This is a genomic window from Amycolatopsis sp. DSM 110486, from assembly GCF_019468465.1.
Taxonomy (GTDB): domain Bacteria; phylum Actinomycetota; class Actinomycetes; order Mycobacteriales; family Pseudonocardiaceae; genus Amycolatopsis.
This window is the reverse complement of record NZ_CP080519.1, coordinates 9,266,174-9,286,734: the sequence shown is the minus strand read 5'-3', so window position 1 is coordinate 9,286,734 and position 20,561 is coordinate 9,266,174. Positions and strand designations below refer to the sequence as shown.

Sequence of the window (20,561 nt, the reverse complement as noted above, 5' to 3'; positions counted from 1 at the left end):
AGAGGCTAGGGAAGAGGTTCCGGCGGGAAGACTCAGCGTGCGACGGGAACGAGTTCGGCGAGCAACGCGCGGACGCGGCGGTCGATCTCGTCCCGGATCGGGCGCACCGCGTCGATGCCTTGGCCGGCGGGGTCGTCGAGCTGCCAGTCGAGGTAGCGCTTGCCCGGGAAAATCGGGCAGGCGTCGCCGCAGCCCATCGTGATCACGACGTCGGAGGCCTGCACGGCTTCGGTGGTCAGCGGCTTGGGGAACTCCTGGGTCAGATCGAGCCCGAGTTCGGCCATCGCGGCCACGACGGCGGGGTTGATCGAGTCGGCGGGCGCGGATCCGGCGGAGCGGACCACGACGCGGCCGTGGGCGTGGTGGTTGAGCAGGGCTGCGGCCATCTGGGAGCGGCCGGCGTTGTGCACGCAGACGAACAGCACCTCGGGCAGGTCGGACACGGTGGCTCCTTCGTTTTTGGCGGTGGCCTCGAGGCGCTGGCGGGCGAACCGCGCCGCCAGCACGGGCAGGTGGGTGTGGACGGTGGCGGTCGCGGCGAGCTGGTCGAACGAGTCGTGCACGAGGCGGTCACGGTCTCGGCGGAGAAGATCCCGTCGAACCGGCCGGCGAGCGTGGCGGCTTCGCGGTCAAGCAGGACCTGCACGCGGGGATCGATGAGGCGGCAGTCTTCGACGTCGAGACAGCGTTCGCCTTCGCGGTGGTGGTGGGGCACGGTCATGGCCGGGTCTCCAGCGGGTCGGTGGTGGAGGTGACGCGGCGGCGCAGGGCGAGCGAGACGTACACCAGCGCGACCAGCACCGGGACTTCGATGAGCGGGCCGACGACCCCGGCGAGAGCCTGGCCGCTGGTGGCGCCGAAGGTCGCGATCGCGACGGCGATGGCGAGTTCGAAGTTGTTGCCCGCCGCGGTGAACGCCAGCGTCGTGGTGCGTTCGTAGTTCAGGCCGACGGCTTTGCCGAAGGCGTAGCCGCCGCCCCACATGATCGCGAAGTACACCAGCAGCGGCACCGCGATCCGGACGACGTCGACCGGGCGGCTGGTGATCTGATCGCCTTGCAGGGCGAAGAGGATCACGATGGTGAACAGGAGCCCGTAGAGCGCGGCGGGGCCGATCTTGGGCAGGAACGTCGCCTCGTACCAGGCGCGCCCCTTGGCTTTCTCCCCGAAGCGGCGGGTCAGGAACCCGGCCACCAGTGGGATGCCGAGGAAGATGAGCACGCTCTTGGCGATCTGCCAGCCCGACACGGTCAGGTCGGTCCGGGCGAGGCCGAGCCAGCCGGGCAGCACCGACAGGTAGAACCAGCCGAGCACGCCGAACATGATCACCTGGAACACCGAGTTGAGTGCGACCAGGACCGCGGCGGCTTCGCGGTCGCCGCAGGCGAGGTCGTTCCAGATGATGACCATCGCGATGCACCGGGCCAGGCCGACGATGATCAGCCCGGTCCGGTACTGCGGCAGGTCGGGCAGCAGCAGCCATGCGAGGGCGAACATCAGGGCCGGGCCGATGATCCAGTTCAGCACCAGCGAGGACCACAGAAGCTTGCGGTCACCGGTCACCGAGTCGAGGCGGTCGTAGTGGACCTTCGCCAGCACCGGATACATCATGACCAGCAACCCGATCGCGATCGGCAGGGAAATCCCGTCGACCGAGACCGCGTTCAACGCGGTGCCCAGGCCGGGCACGACCCGGCCGCCGAGCAGGCCCAGCGCCATCGCGGCCGCGATCCACACCGGCAGGAACCGGTCCAGCGTGGAGAGCTTGCCGACCACGCCCGCCGTGGCGGGTTCCGCGGTGACGCTCATGCCGGCACGCCCGCCGGGTCGGCCGGGACGAGCACCGCCGAGAGCCGGGCGAGGACTTCGGGGTGAACCCGGTAGTACACCCAGGTCCCGCGCCGCTCGCCGTCGATCAAGCCGGATTCCCGCAGCACTTTGAGGTGATGGGAGATGGTGGGGCCGGTGACCTCGAAGGCGTCGGTCAAATCGCACACACACGCCTCCCCACTCTCGTGCGAGGCGATCAGAGACAGCAGGCGCAGCCGGATCGGGTCCGAAATCGCCTTGAACACCCGCGCCAGCTCGACGGCCTGCGGCTCGGACAGCGGCTCGCGGGCCAGCGGGGTACAGCAGGCGTCCATCGCCGCCAACGGCAGTTGCTTCGACATACGTCTACCTTGACAGGGTTCTATCTAGAGAGCAATCTAAGCCTCAGCTGTTTAGATGAACATCTACTTAAGGGAGTTCGCTCATGTCCCGCGTCCAGCTCGCCCTCCGCGTCGGTGACCTCGAAGGCTCGATCGACTTCTACTCGAAGCTGTTCAACACCGAACCGGCCAAGCGTCGCGCCGGCTACGCCAACTTCGCCATCGCCGAGCCCGCGCTCAAGCTGGTCCTGCTCGAAGGCGAGCCCGGCCAGGCGACCGTGATGGACCACCTCGGCGTGGAGGTCGAGTCCACAGAGGAGGTCGATGCGGCGTCGAAGCGGCTCACCGGCGAAGGCATGGACACCCTGGTCGAGAACGGCACGACCTGCTGCTACGCCCTGCAGGACAAGGTCTGGGTGCACGGCCCCGGCCAGGAGCCATGGGAGGTCTACACCGTCACCGGCGACTCCGCCTCGTTCGGCCAGGACAGCCCCGCCACCGTCACCGCCGCGGCCTGCTGCACCCCCGACGCCGATACCGGCGAGGTGGACAAGGACTCGCAGCCTGCCGGCTGCTGCGACTGACTGCACGTCAGTTGCGCGTCGGGGTCGGCGGTTGTGGCCGGATCGCGCAGGCGCCACAACCCCCGCGCAGGTCGAGCCGGTGAAGCCGGTGCATGACCGGGGCGGGCGCGACCGTCACGCCCGTGCTGGCCGTGCGGCCCAGGCGAGTCCGGCCAGTGCGAGGGCCATGCAGGCGCCGACGTAGCCGAACGCTGCGGCCGGGGAGACCACGGTGTAGAGCAGGCCGGCGACGGCGCTGGCGATGAGGTTCCCGCCGGCCTGGACGGTGGCGAGCAGCCCGAATGCCGAGCCGCGCAGCTGGTGTGGTGCGAGCGCGGCGACGGCGGCGTGCTCGGCGGTCTCGGCGCAGCCGATGCCGATCCCGGCGGCGATGAACGCGACGGCCAGGACCGTGACCGCCGGGCCGGTGGCCGCGAACAGCATGTAGGCGAGCAGGAACGTCACGACCCCGACGGTGACGACGAGCAGGGGGCCGCGGGCGCCGAGGCGGTCGGAGACCTTCCCCGCGGGGAAGGACACGACGGTGGCGGCGACGTTATAGGCGGTGTAGAGCCCGAGTGCGATCTGGGTGGCGCTCTGGGTGCCGTGGGCGGGGGTGAGCAGGTCGGTCGCTCGGAGGATGAGCAGGGTCGCGGCGAGGTTGCCCATCTCGAACAGCGCGAACGCCCCGATCAGCCGCCCGAGCTGGCCGTGCAGGACCGGCCGGACCTGGAACCGCAGCTTGTGTCGCTCCCGGGCCGTGGGCAGTTTGGCCTGGCGGATGGCGTAGATGATCGCCACGGCGGCGAGCAGACCCGGGACGACGGAGATCAGGATCGCGGTGCGCACGGAGAACACCGCGACCAGCGCGAGAGCGAGCAATGGGCCGACGATCGCGCCGAGGTTGTCCATGGTGCGCTCGAACCCGTAGGCGCGTCCGTAGGCCCCGGCCGGCACGACATCGGCGAGCAGCGCGTTGCGGGCCGGGACGCGCAGGCCACGGGCGGCCCAGGCGCTTCCTCGCAGCACCCCGGCCGTGACGACGTTCCCGGCGGTGCCGATCAGCGACGACAGCACCGCGGTGGCGGTGTAGCCGCCCACGGCGAGCCGGCGGCGCCGGCCCGGGTCGTCGGCGAGTGGGCCACCAAGAAACCGGCCCGCACCGGCCAATCCGTCGGAGATGCCCTCGATCAGCCCCAGCGCCGAGGCCGGCGCCCCGAGAGTGCCGGTGACCAGGCTGGCCATCAACGCGGTCGGCACCTCGTGCCCAATGTCAGCGAGGAAACTGGCCGTGCCGATCCCGCCCACGCCCCGGGTCATCCACGCCCGCTCGCCCCGCCCGATGTCGTCGCGGCGGCTCACCTGCTCAGTCACGCCGGTGACACTGGCAAACCAGCCCTCTCCCGGCAAGGTCCCCTTGGGATGGCGGGGCGTGGTGCTGCTTACGCCATCGGGGTCGGGTGTGTAGCGATCGGGCTGGGCGGCGCGGACGTAGCGCACGGCGGTCCTCACGCCGAGGCCGAAGGCGCGGTTCAACTCCACGGGACCGGCGGTCTGGTGGGCTTCGCCGACGATGTGGTCGGTTGCGGGATAACCTTCTCGTTATCTGGCAAGATCGGCCTTAAGGGCGATCGGCGAGCTGGGCGGACACCACCCCGGCCCCCTGGTTCGTTTCCCGGTTATCTGGCAACTCGGAGGATGAGGGCATGACGGTGGCCCCGGGGCAGCTCGACCGGGCGCATCCGCTCGCCCGACACATCGACGACTTCCTCGCCGACCTCGCCAACACCAACGCCTCCGCGCACACCATCCGCGCCTACCGCGGCGACCTCACCCAGTTCGCCGCCCACCACGACGGCGAGATCAGTGAGCTGACCGCTCAGCCGGTCCGGGCGTACCTCTCCGACATCGCCGGGCTCGCGCCCTCGACCCGCAAGCGCAAACGCGCCGCAGTCGCGTCGTTCTGCAAATGGGCGGTCCGGCATGAGGAACTCGACGCGAACCCGATGGACCGCATCGACACCATCAAGGTCCCCAAGACGCTGCCGCGCCCGGCCGCGGCGAAGGACGTGCAGACGGTGCTCGCCGTGATCTGCACCCGCCGGCCACGCAAAGAGCTTCCGCTCGCCCGGCTGCGCGACCGGGTGCTGTTCGAGACAGCCTACGTCTGCGGCGCCCGCGCGGCCGAAGTGTGCGGGCTCTACGTCGAGGACTTCGACCTGCGCCTGGACGACGAGCACGTCCAGATCCACGGCAAGGGCGGCACCGTGCGCACGGTCCTGCTCGACGACCGCGGGTACGTCGCGCTGGTCAAGCTCTACCTCGCCCGCTCCGGATACACCGCCGGGCCGATGTTCCGCGCCAGCATCAACGGCAAGGGCGGCCCGCTGTCCTACGACGCCGCCCACCACCGCTGGAACGGCTACTGCACCGCAGCCGGGCTCGGCATCGAGATCCACCAGCTGCGCCACGCCCATGCCACCGAACTCATCAACTCCGGCGTCTCCATCGAAGTCGTCCGCCGCCGGCTCGGACATGCCAGCACCGAAACCACCCAGATCTACACCCTGCTCGCCGACCAGGTCGCCGACGACGAGATCCGCGCCGCCCGCCGCCGACGCGAACGCTCGTAAACACCCGCATTACTGCTGGTCAGCGGCCATTCCGTTGGATATTCCGCGAGATGTCCGGGAACCCCGGTGCGGCAGGAACTGGTCGACGTGCACCGCCGTCGGGTCTTCCGGGTTCGGCGCGGCCTCGGTCACAGGTCCTCCTCGTCGAGCAGATCACGCAGGTTGGTGAGCTTCGTGCGCCAGAACCGCTCGAACGGGTGCAGCCACGTCGTGACTTCCTCCAGCGGCGCGGCTTCGAGGGAGTAGAGGCGGTTGCGCCCGGCTCGTTGCTCGGTGACCAGGCCGGCTTCCCGCAGCACGCGCAGGTGTTCCGACAGGCTGGGCCGGCGCATGTCGAAGCGCTCGGCCAGATCGCCGGCGGCCATGGGGCCGTCGAGCAGCATCCGCAGCACCTCGCGCCGCGCGGGGTTGGCGAGCGCGGCGAAGACGTCGTCGTTGACGGGCACGCCGCTCAGCCCGGCCGGTTGCCGAACGCCGAGGGCTCGAGCAGGCCGACGCCGTTGCCGTCGAGGTCCTGGAACGAGGTCGCGCGGCCCCACGGCATCGCCTGCGGCTCGGGGACCTCGATCCCGTTGTCGCGCAACGCGGCCACGTCGGCGTCGAGGTCGGTGGTGTCGAGCTGGAAGTGCAGCGGGCCGGTGAGCGTGACACCGGAGATCGGGTAGTCGACGAGCACCAGGCCGGTCTGGGCGCCCTTCGGCGCCACCATCACGAACCGGCCGGCCGGGCCGTGGCGATCGACGACGACCTCGAACCCGAGTTTGTCGACGTAGAACTCGCGGGCTTTCGCCTGGTCGGCCACCGGCACGGTGACGAACTGGATGCGGGAGACGGTCATGCCGGAAACAATAGGTAGGATAATTCCTACGTGTCAACCGCGGAGCGCTGCGCCAGGGTGGGTGGGGCTCGACCGGGTACGCGCCCGGGTTCGTCGGGCTGTTCAACGAGGCTCCCGTGCTGACCGAGCTGGCGCGGGCCAGCGCCGCGCGCTACGACGAGATCCCGGCCGGGTTCAGCCGCGTCGGCGGCCTGGAGGTCGCGACCACTGTGGACGGTCTGCGGGATCTGGAGCGACGAGCGACGGCGGCCGAAGCCGCAGGGCTGCCGGCCCGGGCGCTGGATCCGGCGGAGGCGGCCGCGTATGTTCCGGCGCTCGTGGATCCGGTTCGTGCGCTGGCCCGAGCACCACGTCTACGCGCGCGACCACGGCGAGCGCCTGGGGCTCGGCACCTACGGCCACCGTCCGCTGCCGGTCACGCCCGGCGAGTCCGCCCAACAGCCGTGGGTCACGGAGCAGTTCGACCCGGCCATCGCCACCGCGCTCGCGCTGCTGCCGGAAGCCACGCGCTTCACGCCGGCCGAGCGGCTCAACGGCGTGTTCTCCATGACGCCCGACAACCTGCCGCTGCTGGGCCCGGTCGCGCACGTCGCGGGCCTGTGGCTGGCGGAGGCGATCTGGGTCACGCACGCCGCCGGGTCGGCCGCGGCGCTCGCCGCGTTGCTGCGCGGCGAAGACCCCGGCGTCCCCCACCTCGAGACGCTGCGGCCCGGCCGCTTCGCCGGACAGGACGGCGACGACCTCACCCGCCGCGCGCTGAAGCGCTACCGCGACATCTACGCGACCGCCTGACCCCGAGCTGCGTTCACCCGCGCAGCCGGGAGTTCAGGCGGGCGGCCTGCCGGGTGAGGTGCTCGCGTTCGGGGAGGTTGGGCGCGGCCGCGGCGGCTTCGACGTAGAGCCGGGCCGCGGTAGCGGGGTCGCCCTCGCGTTCGTGGAGGTACGCCGACGCGGCGGTGTGGCGGGGCAGGGCGGGGTCGAGCTCAGCGAGCGCGGCCAGGCCCGCGCGGGGACCGTCGGCCTCCCCGACCGCGACGGCCCGATTGAGCCGGGCGACCGGGCTGTCGGTGAGGCGCACCAGCTCGTCGTACCACTCGACGATCTGCACCCAGTCGGTCTCTTCGGCCGCCTGCGCGTCGGCGTGCAGCGCGGCGATCGCGGCCTGGGCCTGGAACTCGCCCAACCGGTCGCGCGTGAGCGCCGCCTGCAGGATGTCGACGCCCTCGGCGATCAGGCCTGTGTCCCACTGGCTGCGGTCCTGGTCGGCCAGCGGCACGAGCCGGCCGTCGGAGCTGGTCCGCGCCGGGCGGCGGGCGTGGTGGAGCAGCATGAGGGCGAGCAGGCCCGCGACCTCCTCGTGGTCGATCCGGGCGGCGAGCTGGCGCGTGAGCCGGATGGCCTCGGCGGCGAGGTCGACGTCGCCGGAGTAGCCCTCGTTGAACACCAGGTACAGCACCCGCAGCACCGTGCCGACGTCGCCGGCCTGGTTCAGGCGCACGCCCGCCACGGTTTTCTTGGCCCGGGTGATGCGCTGGCCCATCGTCACCTCTGGCACGAGGTAGGCCTGCGCGATCTGCCGCGTGGTCAGCCCGCCGACCGCGCGCAACGTGAGCGCGACGGCCGAAGCCGGGGTCAGCGACGGGTGGGTGCACAGGAAATACAGCTGCAGCGTGTCGTCCGTGACCTCGGTCGGTCCGGGTTCGGGCTCCTCGTCGGCGCGCAGCTCGCGGTGGCGCCGCGAGGAGTCGGCGCGCACGGCGTCGAGGAACTTGCGCCACGCGACGGTGACCAGCCAGCCCTTCGGGTCGCGCGGCGGGTCGTCCGGCCACACGCGCACCGCCTCGACCAGGGCTTCCTGCACCGCGTCCTCGGCCGCCGCGAAATCCGCTCCGCGACGGCCGAGGATCCCGATCACGGCCGGTGTGAGGGCCCGCAGCAGGGTTTCGTCCACCGGTGCCGTCATTCGGTGATGGCGGGGCACTCGCCGTAGAACGGGCGCACCTCGAGCCATTCCTGGGTCGGCTTCCCGCCCGCACCCGGCGACGCGGACAGCTCGCCGGCGAGCTCGACCGCGCGCTCGTGGGTGTCGACGTCGATGATCACCCAGCCGGCGATGAGGTCCTTGGTCTCCGCGAACGGCCCGTCGGTGACCGGCGGCCGGCCCTCGCCGCCGGAGCGGACCCACGTGCCGTCCTGCGACAACGCCTGGCTGTCCACGAACTCGCCGGTGCTTTCGAGCTTGGCCGCGAAGTCACGCAAGTACTGCATGTGGGCCGTGACCTCCTCCGGGGTCCACTGGTCCATCGGCACGTCGTTGCCCGCGGCCGGCGCGCCGCGGTAGTGCTTGAGCAGCAGGTACTTGGCCATCGTCGTTCTCCTTGGTGTGGTCCGGCCCATTCTGGCCGGGTTCGGTACGGGGACGCAGCCGTTCGCGGGTTCTCGACATCCCGCGGCGAAACTTTTTCCGGCTGGGGTTTTCAAGCTTGCTGACGCTCGGCGCGCTGCTTGACCAGCTCTTCGACGGCGCTGGGCAGTGTGGTCTCGAAGTCGATGAGCTTCGCCCAGGTCGGGGTCACGACGATGCGGACCATGCCGTCGTAGAGCGAGCGGACCTCGGCCTCCCACTCGACCCGCTGTTCGGCGGTCATCTCGTAGCTGCCGTTCATCTGCAGATACTCCTCGGGGATCCCGTCGACGACGTCGAGCTCGGCGCGGCCCCGGATGAGCAGGATCTTGGGCGGGTGCACCTCGGTGTCGATCGTGAGCGCGACCATCGGGTTGGCCCGCAGGGACGGGAGCTTCGGCGCGTTCTTGGCGGTGCACATGACAATCTCGGTGCCGCTCCAGGTGAACGCGATCGGCACGTTGCGCGGCGTCCCGTCCTGCGCGACGTACGCCAGGCGGGTCAGGTCGCGCGCCAGCAGCTCCTGGCTGAGCGGGCGGTCGAGGATCTCGGTGATCTCACTGCGGTCCACGGGGTTCTCCTCGGTGGTGTCGGTCCGGCCGGTGAGCTTCGGTCTGTTGTCACCGCGGGGACGGAGCCGCGCACGGGTTTCCGACATCCCATCGCGAAGTTTTTCGGAACAATCGCAGACCGTGGTTTTCGGCGGAATACGACCACAAAGGGTGACAGAACGAAACGACCTTCCCGCATCGTTCGTCAGGAATCGCCAAACAGGCGGGCACGGCTCACACTATTGAGTGACGCCAGTCACGAGAGGTGTGCACCCATGGTTCTAGGCGACAACGAAGTCAGCCAGTCAGTCCAAGCGTCCACGGGAGACCGTCGAGTGCAAGTGCGGCGAGCGGCGCTCGCCGGGTCGATCGGCACGACGATCGAGTGGTACGACTTTTTCCTCTACAACACGGCAGCGGCACTTGTTTTCCCGCACCTGTTCTTCCCCTCCTCGAGCGGATACGCCGGCGTGATGCAGTCGTTCGCCACCTACGCGGTCGGGTTCGCGGCCCGGCCGGTCGGCGCGGCGATCTTCGGGCACTGGGGCGATCGGCTGGGGCGCAAGGCGACGCTGATCGTCACACTCCTGCTGATGGGCCTGTCCTCGGCGGTGGTGGGGGTGCTGCCGGGGACGGCGTCGATCGGGTTCGCGGCGCCGTTGATCCTGGTGCTGCTGCGACTGATCCAGGGCATCGCGATCGGCGGTGAGTGGAGCGGGTCGGTGCTGCTCGCGATGGAATGGGGTGACCAGCGAAGGCGCGGGCTCCTCGCGAGCTTCGCGCAGATCGGCGTGCCGGTCGGCCTGGTGCTCGGAACCGGTGGCATGACGCTGCTGTCGGCGACGCTGTCGAAAGAGGACTTCGACTCGTGGGGCTGGCGGATCCCGTTCCTGCTGAGTCTGGTGCTCGTGGTCATCGGGCTGGTGATCCGGCTGCGGATCCTCGAGACGCCGATGTTCGCGGCGGTGGTGGCGAACAAGAAGACGTCCAAGGCGCCGGTGAAGGACGCGGTGCGCCACCACTGGCGGGAGATCCTGCTCTCAGCCGGTCTGCGCTTCAGCGAGCAGATGCCGTTCTACCTGTTCACCAGCTTCGTGCTCGTGTACGTGGTGGAGCGTCCTGAGTTCAGCAAGACGTTCGTCCTCAACGCGGTGCTCGTCGGCGCGTTGGCGGAGCTGGTGCTGATCCCGGTGTTCTCCCAGCTCTCCGACCGCATCGGCCGAAAACGGGTGTACCTGACCGGCGCGGTGCTCACGGCGCTGATCGCGTTCCCGTACTTCACGGTGCTGAGCCACGGCGGGCACGCCCTGATCTTCATCGCGGTGATCGTGTCGCTGGTCGCGCACGCGATGCAGTACGGGCCGCAGGCCGCGCTGATCGGCGAGAGCTTCCCGACGCACCTGCGTTACGGCGGCGCCGGCCTCGGGTACCAGCTGGCGTCGGTGTTCGCGGGTGGGCCCGCGCCGCTGCTGGCGACCTGGCTGCTGCACCTGACGGGCACGCCGTACTCGGTGTCGATCTACATCGTGTTGTCCGCGGTGGTCACGATCCTGTGTGTGATCGCGCTGCCGGACCGGTCGAAGGCGAACATCGACGACGTCAGCGTCTACGCCCGCCGCTAGCGACAAAAAGAGGGGCGCCGCACCGGAATCCGGTGCGGCGCCCCTCTTTTTGCGTGATGTGTCAGCGGCGCTGCTGCGGCGGCCCGCCCTGGGGTCCGCCGAACGGGCCCTGCTGCGGGAACGGCCCGCTGCCCGGACCCTGCTGTCCCTGCTGACCCTGCTGGCCGCCGAACTGCTGCGGCGGGCCCTGGTACGGGCCACCCGGCGGCGTGGTCGGGGGCTGCGGCTGCGGGAGCGACGGCGGGTTCTGCTGCTGGACACCCGGCGGCGGCGTGCTGGGCGGCGGCGTGGCCGGGGCCGGCGGTGCGGGCGGCTCTTCTTCCGCCGGTGCCGCCGGAGCCGCGGCTTCCGGTGCCGGGGTCGCTCCACCGAGGGCGCGGCGCGGCGGCGCGGTGTTGAGCGGGCTCGGCACCTCCTTGCGCGCCACGGCTTCCGCGGCGGCGACGGCCTCGGCGACCTTCGGGTCGGTCGAGGTGTCGAACCAGCCGGCGACCTCGTCGTCGTCCAGGTCGGGGCGTTCGGGGGTGTCGTCCTTCGGCGGCTCGTAGCGGAACACGCCGTCGTCGCCGGGGGCGCCGAGCGCGCGGGCGAAGCCTTCGAGGGCCTTGCCGTAGTCGCTCGGGATCATCCAGACCTTGTTCGCGTCGCCCTGCGCCATCTGCGGCAGGGTCTGCAGGTACTGGTAGGCGAGCACCTCGGGCGTCGGGCGGCCGGCCTTGATGGCGGCGAACACCTTCTCGATCGCCTTCGCCTGGCCCTGGGCCTGCAGGTAGCGGGCGGCGCGTTCACCCTGCGCGCGCAGGATGCGGGACTGCCGTTCGGCCTCGGCCGCGAGGATCGCGGCCTGCTTCTGGCCTTCGGCGGAGAGGATCTGGCTCTGCTTCTGGCCTTCCGCCGTCTTGATCGACGACTCCCGCTGACCTTCGGCGGTGAGGATCATCGCGCGCTTCTCCCGGTCGGCGCGCATCTGCTTCTCCATCGAGTCCTGGATCGACGGCGGCGGGTCGATCGCCTTGAGCTCGACCCGCGCGACGCGGATGCCCCAGCGGCCGGTGGCCTCGTCGAGCACGCCGCGCAGCTGGCTGTTGATCGCGTCGCGGGAGGTCAGCGTCTGCTCCAGGCTCATGCCACCGACCACATTGCGGAGTGTGGTGGTGGTGAGCTGCTCGACACCGATGATGTAGTTGGAGATCTCGTAGACCGCGGCGCGCGAGTCGGTGACTTGGAAGTACACGACGGTGTCGATGTTGACCGTCAGGTTGTCCTCGGTGATCACCGGCTGCGGCGGGAACGAGACGACCTGCTCGCGCAGGTCGATCCGGGCGCGGACCTTGTCCAGGAACGGCACCAGGAACGTCAGGCCGGGCGAGGCGACCGTGCGGAACCGGCCGAGTCGCTCGATCACCGCCGACTGGGCCTGCGGCACCACCATGATCGCCTTGACCACCGTGATGATGACGAACAAGATCAGGAGCGCGACCACGACGATCGCAATTGTGGACAAGAGCGTTTCCCCTTACCTAGTACCGTTTTCCGGAGTTCTCGCGATCACGACACGATGTCCACCACGGCGGTGGCGCCGGAGATTTCGACGACGGTGACGCTGGTGCCCGGCGCGATCGGCGGGTGCGACTCGTGCACGGCGCGCGCCGACCAGATCTCTCCCCCGATCTTCACCTGCCCGGCGTCGTAGTCCACTGTGGACACCACGACGGCGCGGGCGCCGATGAGCGCGTCCGTGCCCGTGGGCGTGTGGGAGCCGGCGAGGAAGCGGCGCTTGAGCATGGGGCGGGCCAGCGCCAGCAGCGCGACGGAGCTGACGGCGAACACGGCGACGTCGATGAAGATGTTGCCGGTGATCGCTTCGGAGCCGGCGCCGAGCAGCGCGGCGATGCCGAGCATGATCAACACGAAGTCGCCGGAGATGACTTCCGCGATCATCAGGACGATGCCGATGATCAGCCAGATCAATGCTGCTGCCATGTGCTCATGCTCTCAGATCGCGCCGGTTCGCACCGGGCAAGTGACTCGACGTGACCGACGCGTGACCTTGTCCGAAACCGGGCATACCGGGCTCATTTCGTGCTCATTCCGAGGGCTCGGTGACGAAGTCGATGAGCCGTTCGACGGCGCCGATGAGCGGTGTCTCGAGGTCGCGGAAACTGCTCACGGCGGCCAGGACCCGTTGCCAGCCTTCATAGGTCTCGCCCCAGCCGAGCGCCTCGCAGATGCCGACCTTCCACTCGGTGCCGCGCGGGATCTCCGGCCACGCGCGGATGCCGACGGCGGCAGGTTTCACGGCCTGCCAGATATCCACGTACGGGTGACCGGTCACGAGCACCTGCTCGTCGCGGACCTGTGCGACCAGCCGCGACTCCTTGCTGCCCTTCACGAGGTGATCGACCAGCACGCCGAGGCGGCGGCCGGGCCCGGTGCCGAACTCGGCGATCTTCTCGGCCAGCACGTCGACGCCGTCGAGCGGTTCCACGACGACGCCTTCCACGCGCAGGTCGTGGCCCCACACGCGCTCGACGAGCTCCGCGTCGTGCTTGCCCTCGACCCAGATCCGGGAGTCCCGCGCGACGCGCGCCTGCAGACCCTGCACCTTCACCGACCCGGACGCCGACACCTGCTTGACGGGCGCGGCGGCCTCGCGGACCGGCACGAGCGTGACGGGCTTGCCCTCCAGCAGGAACGCCGCGGGGCCGAGCGGGAACACACGCTGGCGACCCTTGGCATCCTCGAGGACGACGTTGCCGTACTCGATCTTCACGACCGCGCCGCAAAAGCCGCTGTCGGGGTCTTCGACCACGAGCCCCCGTTCGGCCGGGACTTCGGGGATCTTCCGCTTGCGCGGACCCGACAGCACGTCGTCGTACGAATGTGAGCGCACGGCCGAGCACGCTAGTGCGGTTCGTGGGGTGAAGTCCTGCCGCCACGCCGGGCGGCGGCTGATCCTTGACGCGCTTCGGTGGGCCGGAAATGTCGTACCCACGTGCGATTCTTCGGGTTCCTGCCGTTCCCAGGGGAGGTCGAGGTCATGGCGGGTGGGGGGTTCTTCGGGTCGCTGACTGAGGCGGTCGAGGCGCCCGGGCAGTGGTTGGTGCTGGTGACGGGGCTGTTCGCGGCCGCGGTGTCGACGGGGACGTTCGCGTTCCTGACGAGCGAGAAGGATCTGCTGATCGGGCGCGCGAACGTGCTGGGGACGGTGTTCCACGAGAGCGGGCACGCGCTCGCGAGCGTCGTCACCGGCGGTGGGGTGTACCGGATCGCGATCACCAGCGCCGACAGCGGCGCCACGTGGTCGTGGACGCGATCGCTGTGGTCGCGGACCTTGACCAGCGTGGCCGGGTACGCGATGCCGTCGCTGGCTGGGCTCGGTGCCGCCGGGCTGTTGCGGCACGGCTACGCGCCCGCCGTCCTCGCGCTCACCACGCTGGTGATGGTGCTCGTGCTGGTGGTCACGCGCGACCTGATCACCTTCGTCGCGGTCGTCGCGCTCGGGATGGTCACTTTCACCGTCTGGCGGACGGCGCCGGGGTGGGTGCAGAACGCGGTCGCGTACGGCGAGACGTGGCTGCTGCTCACCAGCGAGATCGGCGGGCTGGCCGCGCTCGTGTCCAACCGGGTGCGCCACGGCCTGCGGCACCACACCGACGACGCGGCCGGCCTCGCGGAGCTCACCTCGATCCCGGCGTTCGTGTGGATCGCCGGCTGGTTCGTGGTCATCGGCTGGGCACTGGAGAAGGCGGTGCCGCTCCTGTGGCCGTGACGTGTGGCCGTGACGTGCCGGTTCAGCGGGCCGGCGTGGATTCCTTCGGCGGGGTGCGGGTGCCGTGGAGGGTTTCGGCGAGGTCCGCGTACAGGCGCGGCGCCAGCTCGGCGACGGTGTCGCGGGCTTCGGCGGGCAGGTTGCCAAGTGCGTCCTGGACGGCGCCGGGGTCGCCTTCGTACATCATGATCCCGAGCACGAGCGGGAGCTTCTCGGCGGGGAGCTCGGCCGCGCCCTGGGCGACCATGGTGTCCCACTCCGCGGCGGTGATGTGCTGTTCGATGAGCGGGAGCACGTAGTCCTCTTCCGCGCCGAGGTGTTCGTTCAGCACGGCGATCAGCGGGTCGAGGACGGCCAGCACGGCGTCGCGGTGCGCGGTGTTCGGCTCGGCGCGCCAGGCCGCGACGGCGTCGGTGAGGTCGACGCCGAGGAACGCGATGCGTTCGTGGTGGCGCTCCATGCCGTACACGAGCGGGGCGACGTCGGCGGGGCAGCGTTCGAGCAGGTTGGGCCAGATCTCGAGATCTTCGGCGTGATGGTGGTGGTGCAGGATCGTGCTGACGAGCCCGAGGTGGTCGGCGACGAGCGCGGCGCGCTGCGTGTCCCCTTCGGCGACGCCGGCGATCAGCTTCGGCATCAGCCCGAACTCGCGGCGCAGCGCGGTGTGCACCATGCGCATCTCGCGGGTCATCGCGCCGGGAGCCTTCGTTGCGGTCATGTCAGTCCTTCGGCAGCGGGAGCCGGCGCGTGCGCGCGCGGCTCCCCGCGACACGGGGCCCGGGGCGGCGGCGGTTGAACCCGGGGCCGAACAGTGACGAGCGCCACACTCGTTAAGGCAGGAGCGCGAGGACCGCGTCGGTGAAGGGCGTCGGGCCGGTACGGCGCAGGGGTCCCATCGCCATCAGCGGGGCGAGCGCGACGCACCACGCGCGGGTGCGGTCGGGGTCGGGCAGCCGGGCGAGGCCATCGTCGAGCGTGCCGCCGTCGGCGAGCGGGAGGAACGCCCAGTCGACGCCGTCGAGAGCGGGGTCGCCGACGCACGGGCGGGGGTCGATCGCGACGATGCCGCGGGCCGGGCCGGCGTCGAGGACGTTGCCGGGGTGCAGGTCGCCGTGGACGAGGGCGACGGGACCGGTCGTGGCGAGGGTTTCGGCGCGGGTGCGTCCGGCGTGCAGCACGTCGAGCGGCAGGTGCTCTTCCGCCCTGCTGCCGCGCAGCCGGCGTTCGGCGAGGTCGAACATCGCGTGGACGCGCTCGAGCTGGGTCGGGAACGGGCCGTCCGCCGCGACCTCGTGGAGCTGGCCGAGCAGGTCGCGGACCTCGTCCCAGGGAATTTCGGTGCCGGTCAGGGTCGTGCCGGGCACGAGGCCTTCGAGCAGGATCGCACCTGCGGCGAGGTCGGTGTCGAGCAGCTGCACGACCCGCGGCAGACCGGCCCACGCCAGCAAAGCCGTGGCTTCGGCCTGGGCGATCCCGGGATCGGGGCACAGCTTCAGGACATGGGGACCATCGGGGCCGTCGCACAGCAGCGTCCGGCCGGTGTTGCCCGGGCGCGCTTCCCGGACCGTGAGGTTCCAGCGCTGCGCCAGGCGCGCGACGAGGTCGGGCAGTGCGTCGCACCACGGTCCGACGCCCGCGCCGAACCGGTCGACCAGCCGGGCGCGGGCCGCGGTGTCCAGCGAGTCGCTCAGAAGAGCGGCCAGGGGATCGCGCGCCAGTCGTCGCCGGGTTCGGGGAAGACGCCTTCGGCGAGCAGGAAGTCGGCGCGCTGTGAGAGCGCGCGGACCTCGAAGGTGGTGATGTGCTCGCCGAGGTCGGCGCCGAGCTTGCCGTCGAGGTCGGACCGCAGCTTGCGCAACTTCTCCGCGGTGTCGTCCCCGAGTCGCTCGCCGATCCAGCCCCACAGCACGGTCCGCAGCTTCGGGTCGGTGTGCAGGCAGATGCCGTGGTCGACGCCGTAGACACGGCCGTCGGTGCCCGCGAGCAGGTGCCCGCCCTTGCGGTCGGTGTTGTTCACGATGACGTCGAGCACCGCCAGCTCACGCATCCCGGGGTGGTCGGCGTGCACCAGCACCGCCGGGTCACCGAGGCGGTCGTGGGCGTGCAGCACGGTGCGCCAGCCTTCGGGGACCTCGTCGGGGGCGCAGACGTCGACGACGTCGTCGTCCTCGGCGGTCTCCACCCACAGCTGGACCATGCCGGGCCCGAACGGGCCGTCGCGCAGGACCGTGGGCGGGATGGTGCCGAGGCCGGACGCGTCGGCGATCATCGCGGTCGCGACCTCACGGCCGGCGAGGGTGCCGTCGGGGAAGTCCCACAGCGGCCGCTCCCCCGACACCGGCTTGTAGACCACACGGCCGGTGACGCCGTCGAGCTCGATCGCGCAGAACAGGGTGACGTTGGAGGCGTCGACGAGCCGGCCCTCGACGTCGATGCGGCCGTGGGTGACGAACTCGCGCGCAGCGGGGTCCGTCGGCTCCGGCGGAGTGCTGGCCACCGGCGCCCTCAGTCCTCGGCCACGTCGACGTCGCGGCGGTAGCCGTTCTGCCGCGGGCAGATGTGCCCGGTCGAGTCGAGCGGCTCGCCGCACAGCGGGCACGGCTTGCGCCCGGCGTTGACGACGCGGTCGGCGCGCTCGGCGAAGGCGCGGGCGCCGACCGGGGTGAGGAACACGCGCACGGCGTCGGGACCCTCTTCGGTGTCGTCGAGGACCACGGTCTCGTCGACCTCACCCTCGGTGATCGCGAGGAGCTCGATCACGACGGCGCTGGAGTCGGCGTCCCAGCCGAGACCCATGGTGCCGACGCGGAACTCCTCCTCGACGGGGACCGTGAGGGGGTCGACGTCGAGCTGGTCGTCGGGGACGTCGGTGGGCACGTCCGCGCCGAAGCGGCTGGCGACCTCCTCCAGAAGGGAGCCGAGGCGTTCGGCGAGAACGACGACCTGCTGTTTCTCGATCGTCACGCTGACCGTCCGGACATCTTCCGACGCCTGGAGGTAGAACGTGCGATCGCCGGGCTCGCCGACCGTTCCGGCGACGAACCGGTCGGGCTTGCGGAAGACGTGGATTACGCGAGACATAGCACCCCCGACCCTAGGCCACGGTCGCTTGATCGGCATCCGCCGCCCCTGGTTGATCGGGATTTCGGTGCGGTGCGTGCGGGTGCGGACACGCAGCGGATCGCCGTTAGGCTTTCCGGGTGCCACAGATCTCTGCATACGGAACCTGGACCTCACCCGTTTCGGCGGCGGACGTGGCGGCCGCGGGAGGTGGCGCACAGTGGCCGGCGACCGTGGGTGACGAACTGTGGTGGGCCGAGGCCCGACCGGCCGAAGGTGGCCGCGTGGCGCTCGTGCGCGCGGTGCCGGGTGGCGGGGTCGAGGACGTGGTGCCCGCGCCGTGGAACGTCCGCAACCGGGTGCACGAGTACGGCGGCCGCCCGTGGGTCGCGATCGGTGCCGTCGTGGTTTTCACCCATTGGGCCGATCAGCGGGTGTACGCGTCCGTCGCCGGTGAGGTGACGCCGCTGACGCCGGAGCCGGCCGAGTCGCAGGGCGTGCGCTACAGCGATCTCCGCGCAGGCCGCGCCGGCGAAGTGTGGGCGGTGCGCGAGCGCAGCACCGGGCCGCGCCGCACGGACATTTCCCGCGAGCTCGTGGCCATCCCCCTCGCGGGCGGTGCCGAGCGGGTGCTCGTGGAGGGGCACCGCTTTTTCACGGCGCCGCAGCTCTCGCCCGACGGCGCGCACGCGGCGTGGCTCGCGTGGGACCACCCGGCGATGCCGTGGGACGGCACGGAGCTGTTCGTCGCGCCCGTGGACGGCGACGGGGTGTTCGGTGAGGCCCGCGTGCTGGCCGGTGGCACTGACGTGGCGGTCTGCCAGCTGGAGTGGGAGACGCCGGACCGGCTGCTGGCGCTGCTGGACCCGGACGGCTGGTGGAACCTGCACCGCGTCGGGCTCGACGGGTCGGTGGTGAACCTCGCACCGGTGGAGCAGGAGATCGGCGGTGCGATGTGGAAGCTCGGCGCGAGCTGGTTCGCCCCGCTCGGCGGCGGGCGGCACGCCGTCCTCACGGAGGACGGGTTGGCGGTGCTCGACGAGCACGCCGGTTCGGTGACGCCGGTGGTGCCGGAGCTGAGCGTGTGGTCGACGTCGGGGCTGGCCACGGTGCCGGGTGGTGTCGCGGGGATCGCCGGGGGCGCGGATCGCGAGAGCGCCGTGGTGCGGGTGGATCTCGAGGCGGGTACGTGGACGGCGCTGACGCCGCAGCCGGCCGACCTGCCGTCGTCGGACTACCTGCCGGTGCCGCAGGAGCGCGTGTTCGCCGCGGCGGACGGTTCGCGGATCCCGGCATTCGTGTTCGGGCCGCGGAACCCGGACTTCACCGGTCCCGAGGGTGAGCGGCCGCCGTTCCTGGTCCACGTGCACGGCGGGCCGACCGGGCGCAGCGACGCGGCGCTGGACCTGACGATCGCGTACTTCACCAGCCGCGGCATCGGCGTGGTGGCCGTGAACTACGGCGGCTCGACCGGCTACGGGCGGGCGTTCCGGGAGCGGCTGCGCGAGCAGTGGGGTGTGGTGGACGTCGGCGATTGCGTGGCGGTGGCCGAGGCGCTCGTGGCCGAGGGCGCCGCCGACGGCGCGCGGCTGGGGATCCGGGGCGGCAGTGCGGGCGGGTTCACGTCGGCGGCGTCGATCACGATGACCCGCACGTACGCGGCGGCGACGGTGAAGTTCCCGATCCTGGACCTCGCCACGTGGACGGGAGCGGGCGGCGAGACGCACGACTTCGAGTCGCAGTACCTGGTGGGACTGGTCGGGCCGTACCCGGAGACCGAGCAGCGCTACCGGGAGCGCTCGCCGATCACGCACGCGGGTTCGCTGGCGGGGCCGGTGCTGTTCCTGCAGGGGCTGGAGGACCAGATCTGCCCGCCGGAACAGGCGGACCGGTTCGTCGCCGGGCTGGCCGGCAGCGGCGTCGGCCACGCCTACCTGCGGTTCCCGGGTGAGCAGCACGGGTTCCGGCGGGCGGAGACGATCGTGACGGCGCTGGAGGCCGAGCTGTCGTTCTACGGCCAGGTGTTCGGGTTCGCGACGCCGGACGTGGCGAAGCTGGAGCTGTCCCGATGAGACCACCGCGGCTGGCGCCCGGGGACACGGTGGCGCTGGTGGCGCCGTCCGGTCCCGTGGCGCCGGACCTGCTCGACGCGGCGCTCCCGGTGCTGCGCGGCTGGGGCGTGAAGGTGCGGGTCGGCGAGGCGGTGCACGGCTCGACGTCGGGCTACCTGTCGGCGCCGGACCAGGTGCGGGCCGCGGAGTTCACGGCCGCGTGGCTCGACCCGGAGGTCTCGTGCGTACTCGCGGCCCGCGGCGGGTACGGCTCGCAGCGGATGCTCGACCTGATCGACTGGGCGGCGTTGCGGGCTGCCGGCCCGAAGGTGCTGGCGGGCTCGTCCGACGTGACGGCGCTGCACCGCGCCGTGGCCACGCACCTGGACCTGGACACGCTGTTCTCGCCGATGCCCGCTTCGGTCTTGTTCGACGAGACCGCGGCCGAGCACCTGCGCCGCACGCTGTTCGAACCGGAGCGCACGCGTGTGCTGCGGGCACCGGAGGCGGACGTGCTCGTGCCGGGCCGCGCGTCGGGGGTGCTGGTGGGCGGGAACCTGTCGCTGCTCGCGGCTGGGCTCGGCACGGCCGAGCGGGGGTCGGCCGAGGACGGGATCGTGCTGCTGGAGGACGTGACCGAGAGCGTCTACCGGATCGACCGGATGCTGACGCAGCTGCTGCGCTCGGGCTGGTTCGCCGGGGCGCGGGGCGTGGTGCTGGGTTCGTGGGCCGCGTGCGGCGACCCGGCCGAGATCCGGTCGCTGGTGCTGGACCGCTTGACGCCTTTGGGGATCCCCGTGCTGGGCGACTTCGGGTTCGGCCACGTGGCGTCGTCGCCGACCTTGCCGCTGGGCGCGCGGGCTTCGCTGGACACGGAGCTGGGCACGCTGACTCTCGACTCCCCCGCGCTGGCCTGA

The 20,561-nt window shown here is 71.2% G+C and carries 23 protein-coding genes; 7 read left to right on the top strand and 16 right to left on the bottom strand.

What is annotated here, in order from left to right; all coding sequences use genetic code 11:
• Positions 1-32: 32 nt before the first annotated feature.
• From K1T34_RS44845 to K1T34_RS44835, 3 genes are all read right to left on the bottom strand, one after another.
• Positions 33-563, bottom strand: coding sequence for an arsenate reductase ArsC (locus tag K1T34_RS44845; protein WP_255638025.1), 531 nt, complete (start codon positions 561-563; stop codon positions 33-35).
• A 154-nt stretch (positions 564-717) separates the two neighbouring features.
• The gene (gene arsB, locus K1T34_RS44840) at positions 718-1,809 is read right to left on the bottom strand and encodes an ACR3 family arsenite efflux transporter (protein ID WP_220240703.1); all 1,092 of its coding nucleotides are present in this window, start codon (positions 1,807-1,809) and stop codon (positions 718-720) included.
• Complete coding sequence (locus K1T34_RS44835) at positions 1,806-2,171, bottom strand: helix-turn-helix transcriptional regulator (protein WP_220240702.1); 366 nt, start codon at positions 2,169-2,171, stop codon at positions 1,806-1,808. Before K1T34_RS44835 ends, arsB begins: the two co-directional genes overlap by 4 nt.
• A gap of 83 nt (positions 2,172-2,254) precedes the next feature.
• Between K1T34_RS44835 and K1T34_RS44830 the strand changes: the two genes are divergently transcribed.
• Positions 2,255-2,734 (top strand): ArsI/CadI family heavy metal resistance metalloenzyme, encoded by a 480-nt coding sequence (locus K1T34_RS44830; RefSeq protein ID WP_220240701.1) that lies wholly within the window; start codon positions 2,255-2,257, stop codon positions 2,732-2,734.
• A 114-nt stretch (positions 2,735-2,848) separates the two neighbouring features.
• Here K1T34_RS44830 and K1T34_RS44825 read toward each other — a convergent pair whose 3' ends face one another.
• Entirely contained in the window at positions 2,849-4,087 is a 1,239-nt protein-coding gene (locus K1T34_RS44825) for an MFS transporter (RefSeq protein WP_255638024.1), read from the bottom strand.
• Positions 4,088-4,419: 332 nt separating this feature from the next.
• Between K1T34_RS44825 and K1T34_RS44820 the strand changes: the two genes are divergently transcribed.
• Positions 4,420-5,346 carry a tyrosine-type recombinase/integrase gene (locus tag K1T34_RS44820; RefSeq protein ID WP_220240700.1) on the top strand — a complete coding sequence of 309 codons (927 nt, stop codon included), beginning with the start codon at positions 4,420-4,422 and terminating at the stop codon, positions 5,344-5,346.
• 128 nt (positions 5,347-5,474) lie between these two features.
• On the opposite strand, the gene K1T34_RS44815 is transcribed toward K1T34_RS44820, so the two are convergent.
• Positions 5,475-5,792 carry a metalloregulator ArsR/SmtB family transcription factor gene (locus tag K1T34_RS44815; RefSeq protein WP_220240699.1) on the bottom strand — a complete coding sequence of 106 codons (318 nt, stop codon included), beginning with the start codon at positions 5,790-5,792 and terminating at the stop codon, positions 5,475-5,477.
• 5 nt (positions 5,793-5,797) lie between these two features.
• On the bottom strand, positions 5,798-6,184 hold the full coding sequence (locus K1T34_RS44810) for a VOC family protein (protein WP_220240698.1): 387 nt from the start codon (positions 6,182-6,184) through the stop codon (positions 5,798-5,800).
• Positions 6,185-6,487: 303 nt separating this feature from the next.
• On the opposite strand from K1T34_RS44810, the gene K1T34_RS44805 reads away from it, so the two are divergent.
• A complete protein-coding gene (locus tag K1T34_RS44805) occupies positions 6,488-6,976 on the top strand; it encodes a hypothetical protein (protein WP_220240697.1) in 489 nt (162 codons plus the stop codon).
• A gap of 13 nt (positions 6,977-6,989) precedes the next feature.
• On the opposite strand, the gene K1T34_RS44800 is transcribed toward K1T34_RS44805, so the two are convergent.
• The 3 genes from K1T34_RS44800 to K1T34_RS44790 all read right to left on the bottom strand — a co-directional run bounded on the left by K1T34_RS44800 (position 6,990) and on the right by K1T34_RS44790 (position 9,159).
• Entirely contained in the window at positions 6,990-8,147 is a 1,158-nt protein-coding gene (locus K1T34_RS44800; protein ID WP_255638023.1) for an RNA polymerase sigma factor, read from the bottom strand.
• Positions 8,144-8,551 carry a YciI family protein gene (locus K1T34_RS44795; protein ID WP_220240696.1) on the bottom strand — a complete coding sequence of 136 codons (408 nt, stop codon included), beginning with the start codon at positions 8,549-8,551 and terminating at the stop codon, positions 8,144-8,146. The genes K1T34_RS44800 and K1T34_RS44795 overlap by 4 nt, the downstream gene beginning before the upstream one ends.
• Before the next feature lie 110 nt (positions 8,552-8,661).
• Entirely contained in the window at positions 8,662-9,159 is a 498-nt protein-coding gene (locus tag K1T34_RS44790; protein ID WP_220240695.1) for a pyridoxamine 5'-phosphate oxidase family protein, read from the bottom strand.
• 255 nt (positions 9,160-9,414) lie between these two features.
• Between K1T34_RS44790 and K1T34_RS44785 the strand changes: the two genes are divergently transcribed.
• Positions 9,415-10,761: an MFS transporter gene (locus K1T34_RS44785; protein ID WP_220240694.1), complete on the top strand. Its 1,347-nt coding sequence runs from the start codon at positions 9,415-9,417 to the stop codon at positions 10,759-10,761.
• A gap of 61 nt (positions 10,762-10,822) precedes the next feature.
• Here the strand turns inward: K1T34_RS44785 and K1T34_RS44780 are convergent, their stop codons facing one another.
• From K1T34_RS44780 to K1T34_RS44770, 3 genes are all read right to left on the bottom strand, one after another.
• Complete coding sequence (locus tag K1T34_RS44780; RefSeq protein ID WP_220247728.1) at positions 10,823-12,256, bottom strand: SPFH domain-containing protein; 1,434 nt, start codon at positions 12,254-12,256, stop codon at positions 10,823-10,825.
• Positions 12,257-12,309: 53 nt separating this feature from the next.
• The gene (locus K1T34_RS44775) at positions 12,310-12,744 is read right to left on the bottom strand and encodes an NfeD family protein (RefSeq protein ID WP_220240693.1); all 435 of its coding nucleotides are present in this window, start codon (positions 12,742-12,744) and stop codon (positions 12,310-12,312) included.
• Positions 12,745-12,847: 103 nt separating this feature from the next.
• Entirely contained in the window at positions 12,848-13,654 is an 807-nt protein-coding gene (locus K1T34_RS44770) for a DUF3097 domain-containing protein (protein ID WP_220240692.1), read from the bottom strand.
• Positions 13,655-13,756: 102 nt separating this feature from the next.
• Here K1T34_RS44770 and K1T34_RS44765 point away from each other — a divergent pair, with 102 nt between their 5' ends.
• Complete coding sequence (locus K1T34_RS44765; RefSeq protein ID WP_255638022.1) at positions 13,757-14,533, top strand: M50 family metallopeptidase; 777 nt, start codon at positions 13,757-13,759, stop codon at positions 14,531-14,533.
• Positions 14,534-14,555: 22 nt separating this feature from the next.
• On the opposite strand, the gene K1T34_RS44760 is transcribed toward K1T34_RS44765, so the two are convergent.
• The 4 genes from K1T34_RS44760 to K1T34_RS44745 form a co-directional block, all read right to left on the bottom strand.
• Positions 14,556-15,251, bottom strand: a complete 696-nt coding sequence (locus K1T34_RS44760) for a hemerythrin domain-containing protein (protein ID WP_220240691.1) — start codon at positions 15,249-15,251, stop codon at positions 14,556-14,558.
• A gap of 112 nt (positions 15,252-15,363) precedes the next feature.
• On the bottom strand, positions 15,364-16,236 hold the full coding sequence (locus K1T34_RS44755; RefSeq protein ID WP_220247726.1) for a phosphotransferase: 873 nt from the start codon (positions 16,234-16,236) through the stop codon (positions 15,364-15,366).
• Entirely contained in the window at positions 16,221-17,030 is an 810-nt protein-coding gene (locus tag K1T34_RS44750) for an SCO1664 family protein (RefSeq protein WP_220240690.1), read from the bottom strand. Before K1T34_RS44750 ends, K1T34_RS44755 begins: the two co-directional genes overlap by 16 nt.
• Before the next feature lie 8 nt (positions 17,031-17,038).
• Positions 17,039-17,614, bottom strand: coding sequence for a DUF3090 domain-containing protein (locus K1T34_RS44745; RefSeq protein WP_220240689.1), 576 nt, complete (start codon positions 17,612-17,614; stop codon positions 17,039-17,041).
• Between the two features lie 119 nt (positions 17,615-17,733).
• Here K1T34_RS44745 and K1T34_RS44740 point away from each other — a divergent pair, with 119 nt between their 5' ends.
• Positions 17,734-19,665: a prolyl oligopeptidase family serine peptidase gene (locus K1T34_RS44740; protein WP_220240688.1), complete on the top strand. Its 1,932-nt coding sequence runs from the start codon at positions 17,734-17,736 to the stop codon at positions 19,663-19,665.
• On the top strand, positions 19,662-20,561 hold the full coding sequence (locus tag K1T34_RS44735; RefSeq protein ID WP_220240687.1) for an LD-carboxypeptidase: 900 nt from the start codon (positions 19,662-19,664) through the stop codon (positions 20,559-20,561). The genes K1T34_RS44740 and K1T34_RS44735 overlap by 4 nt, the downstream gene beginning before the upstream one ends.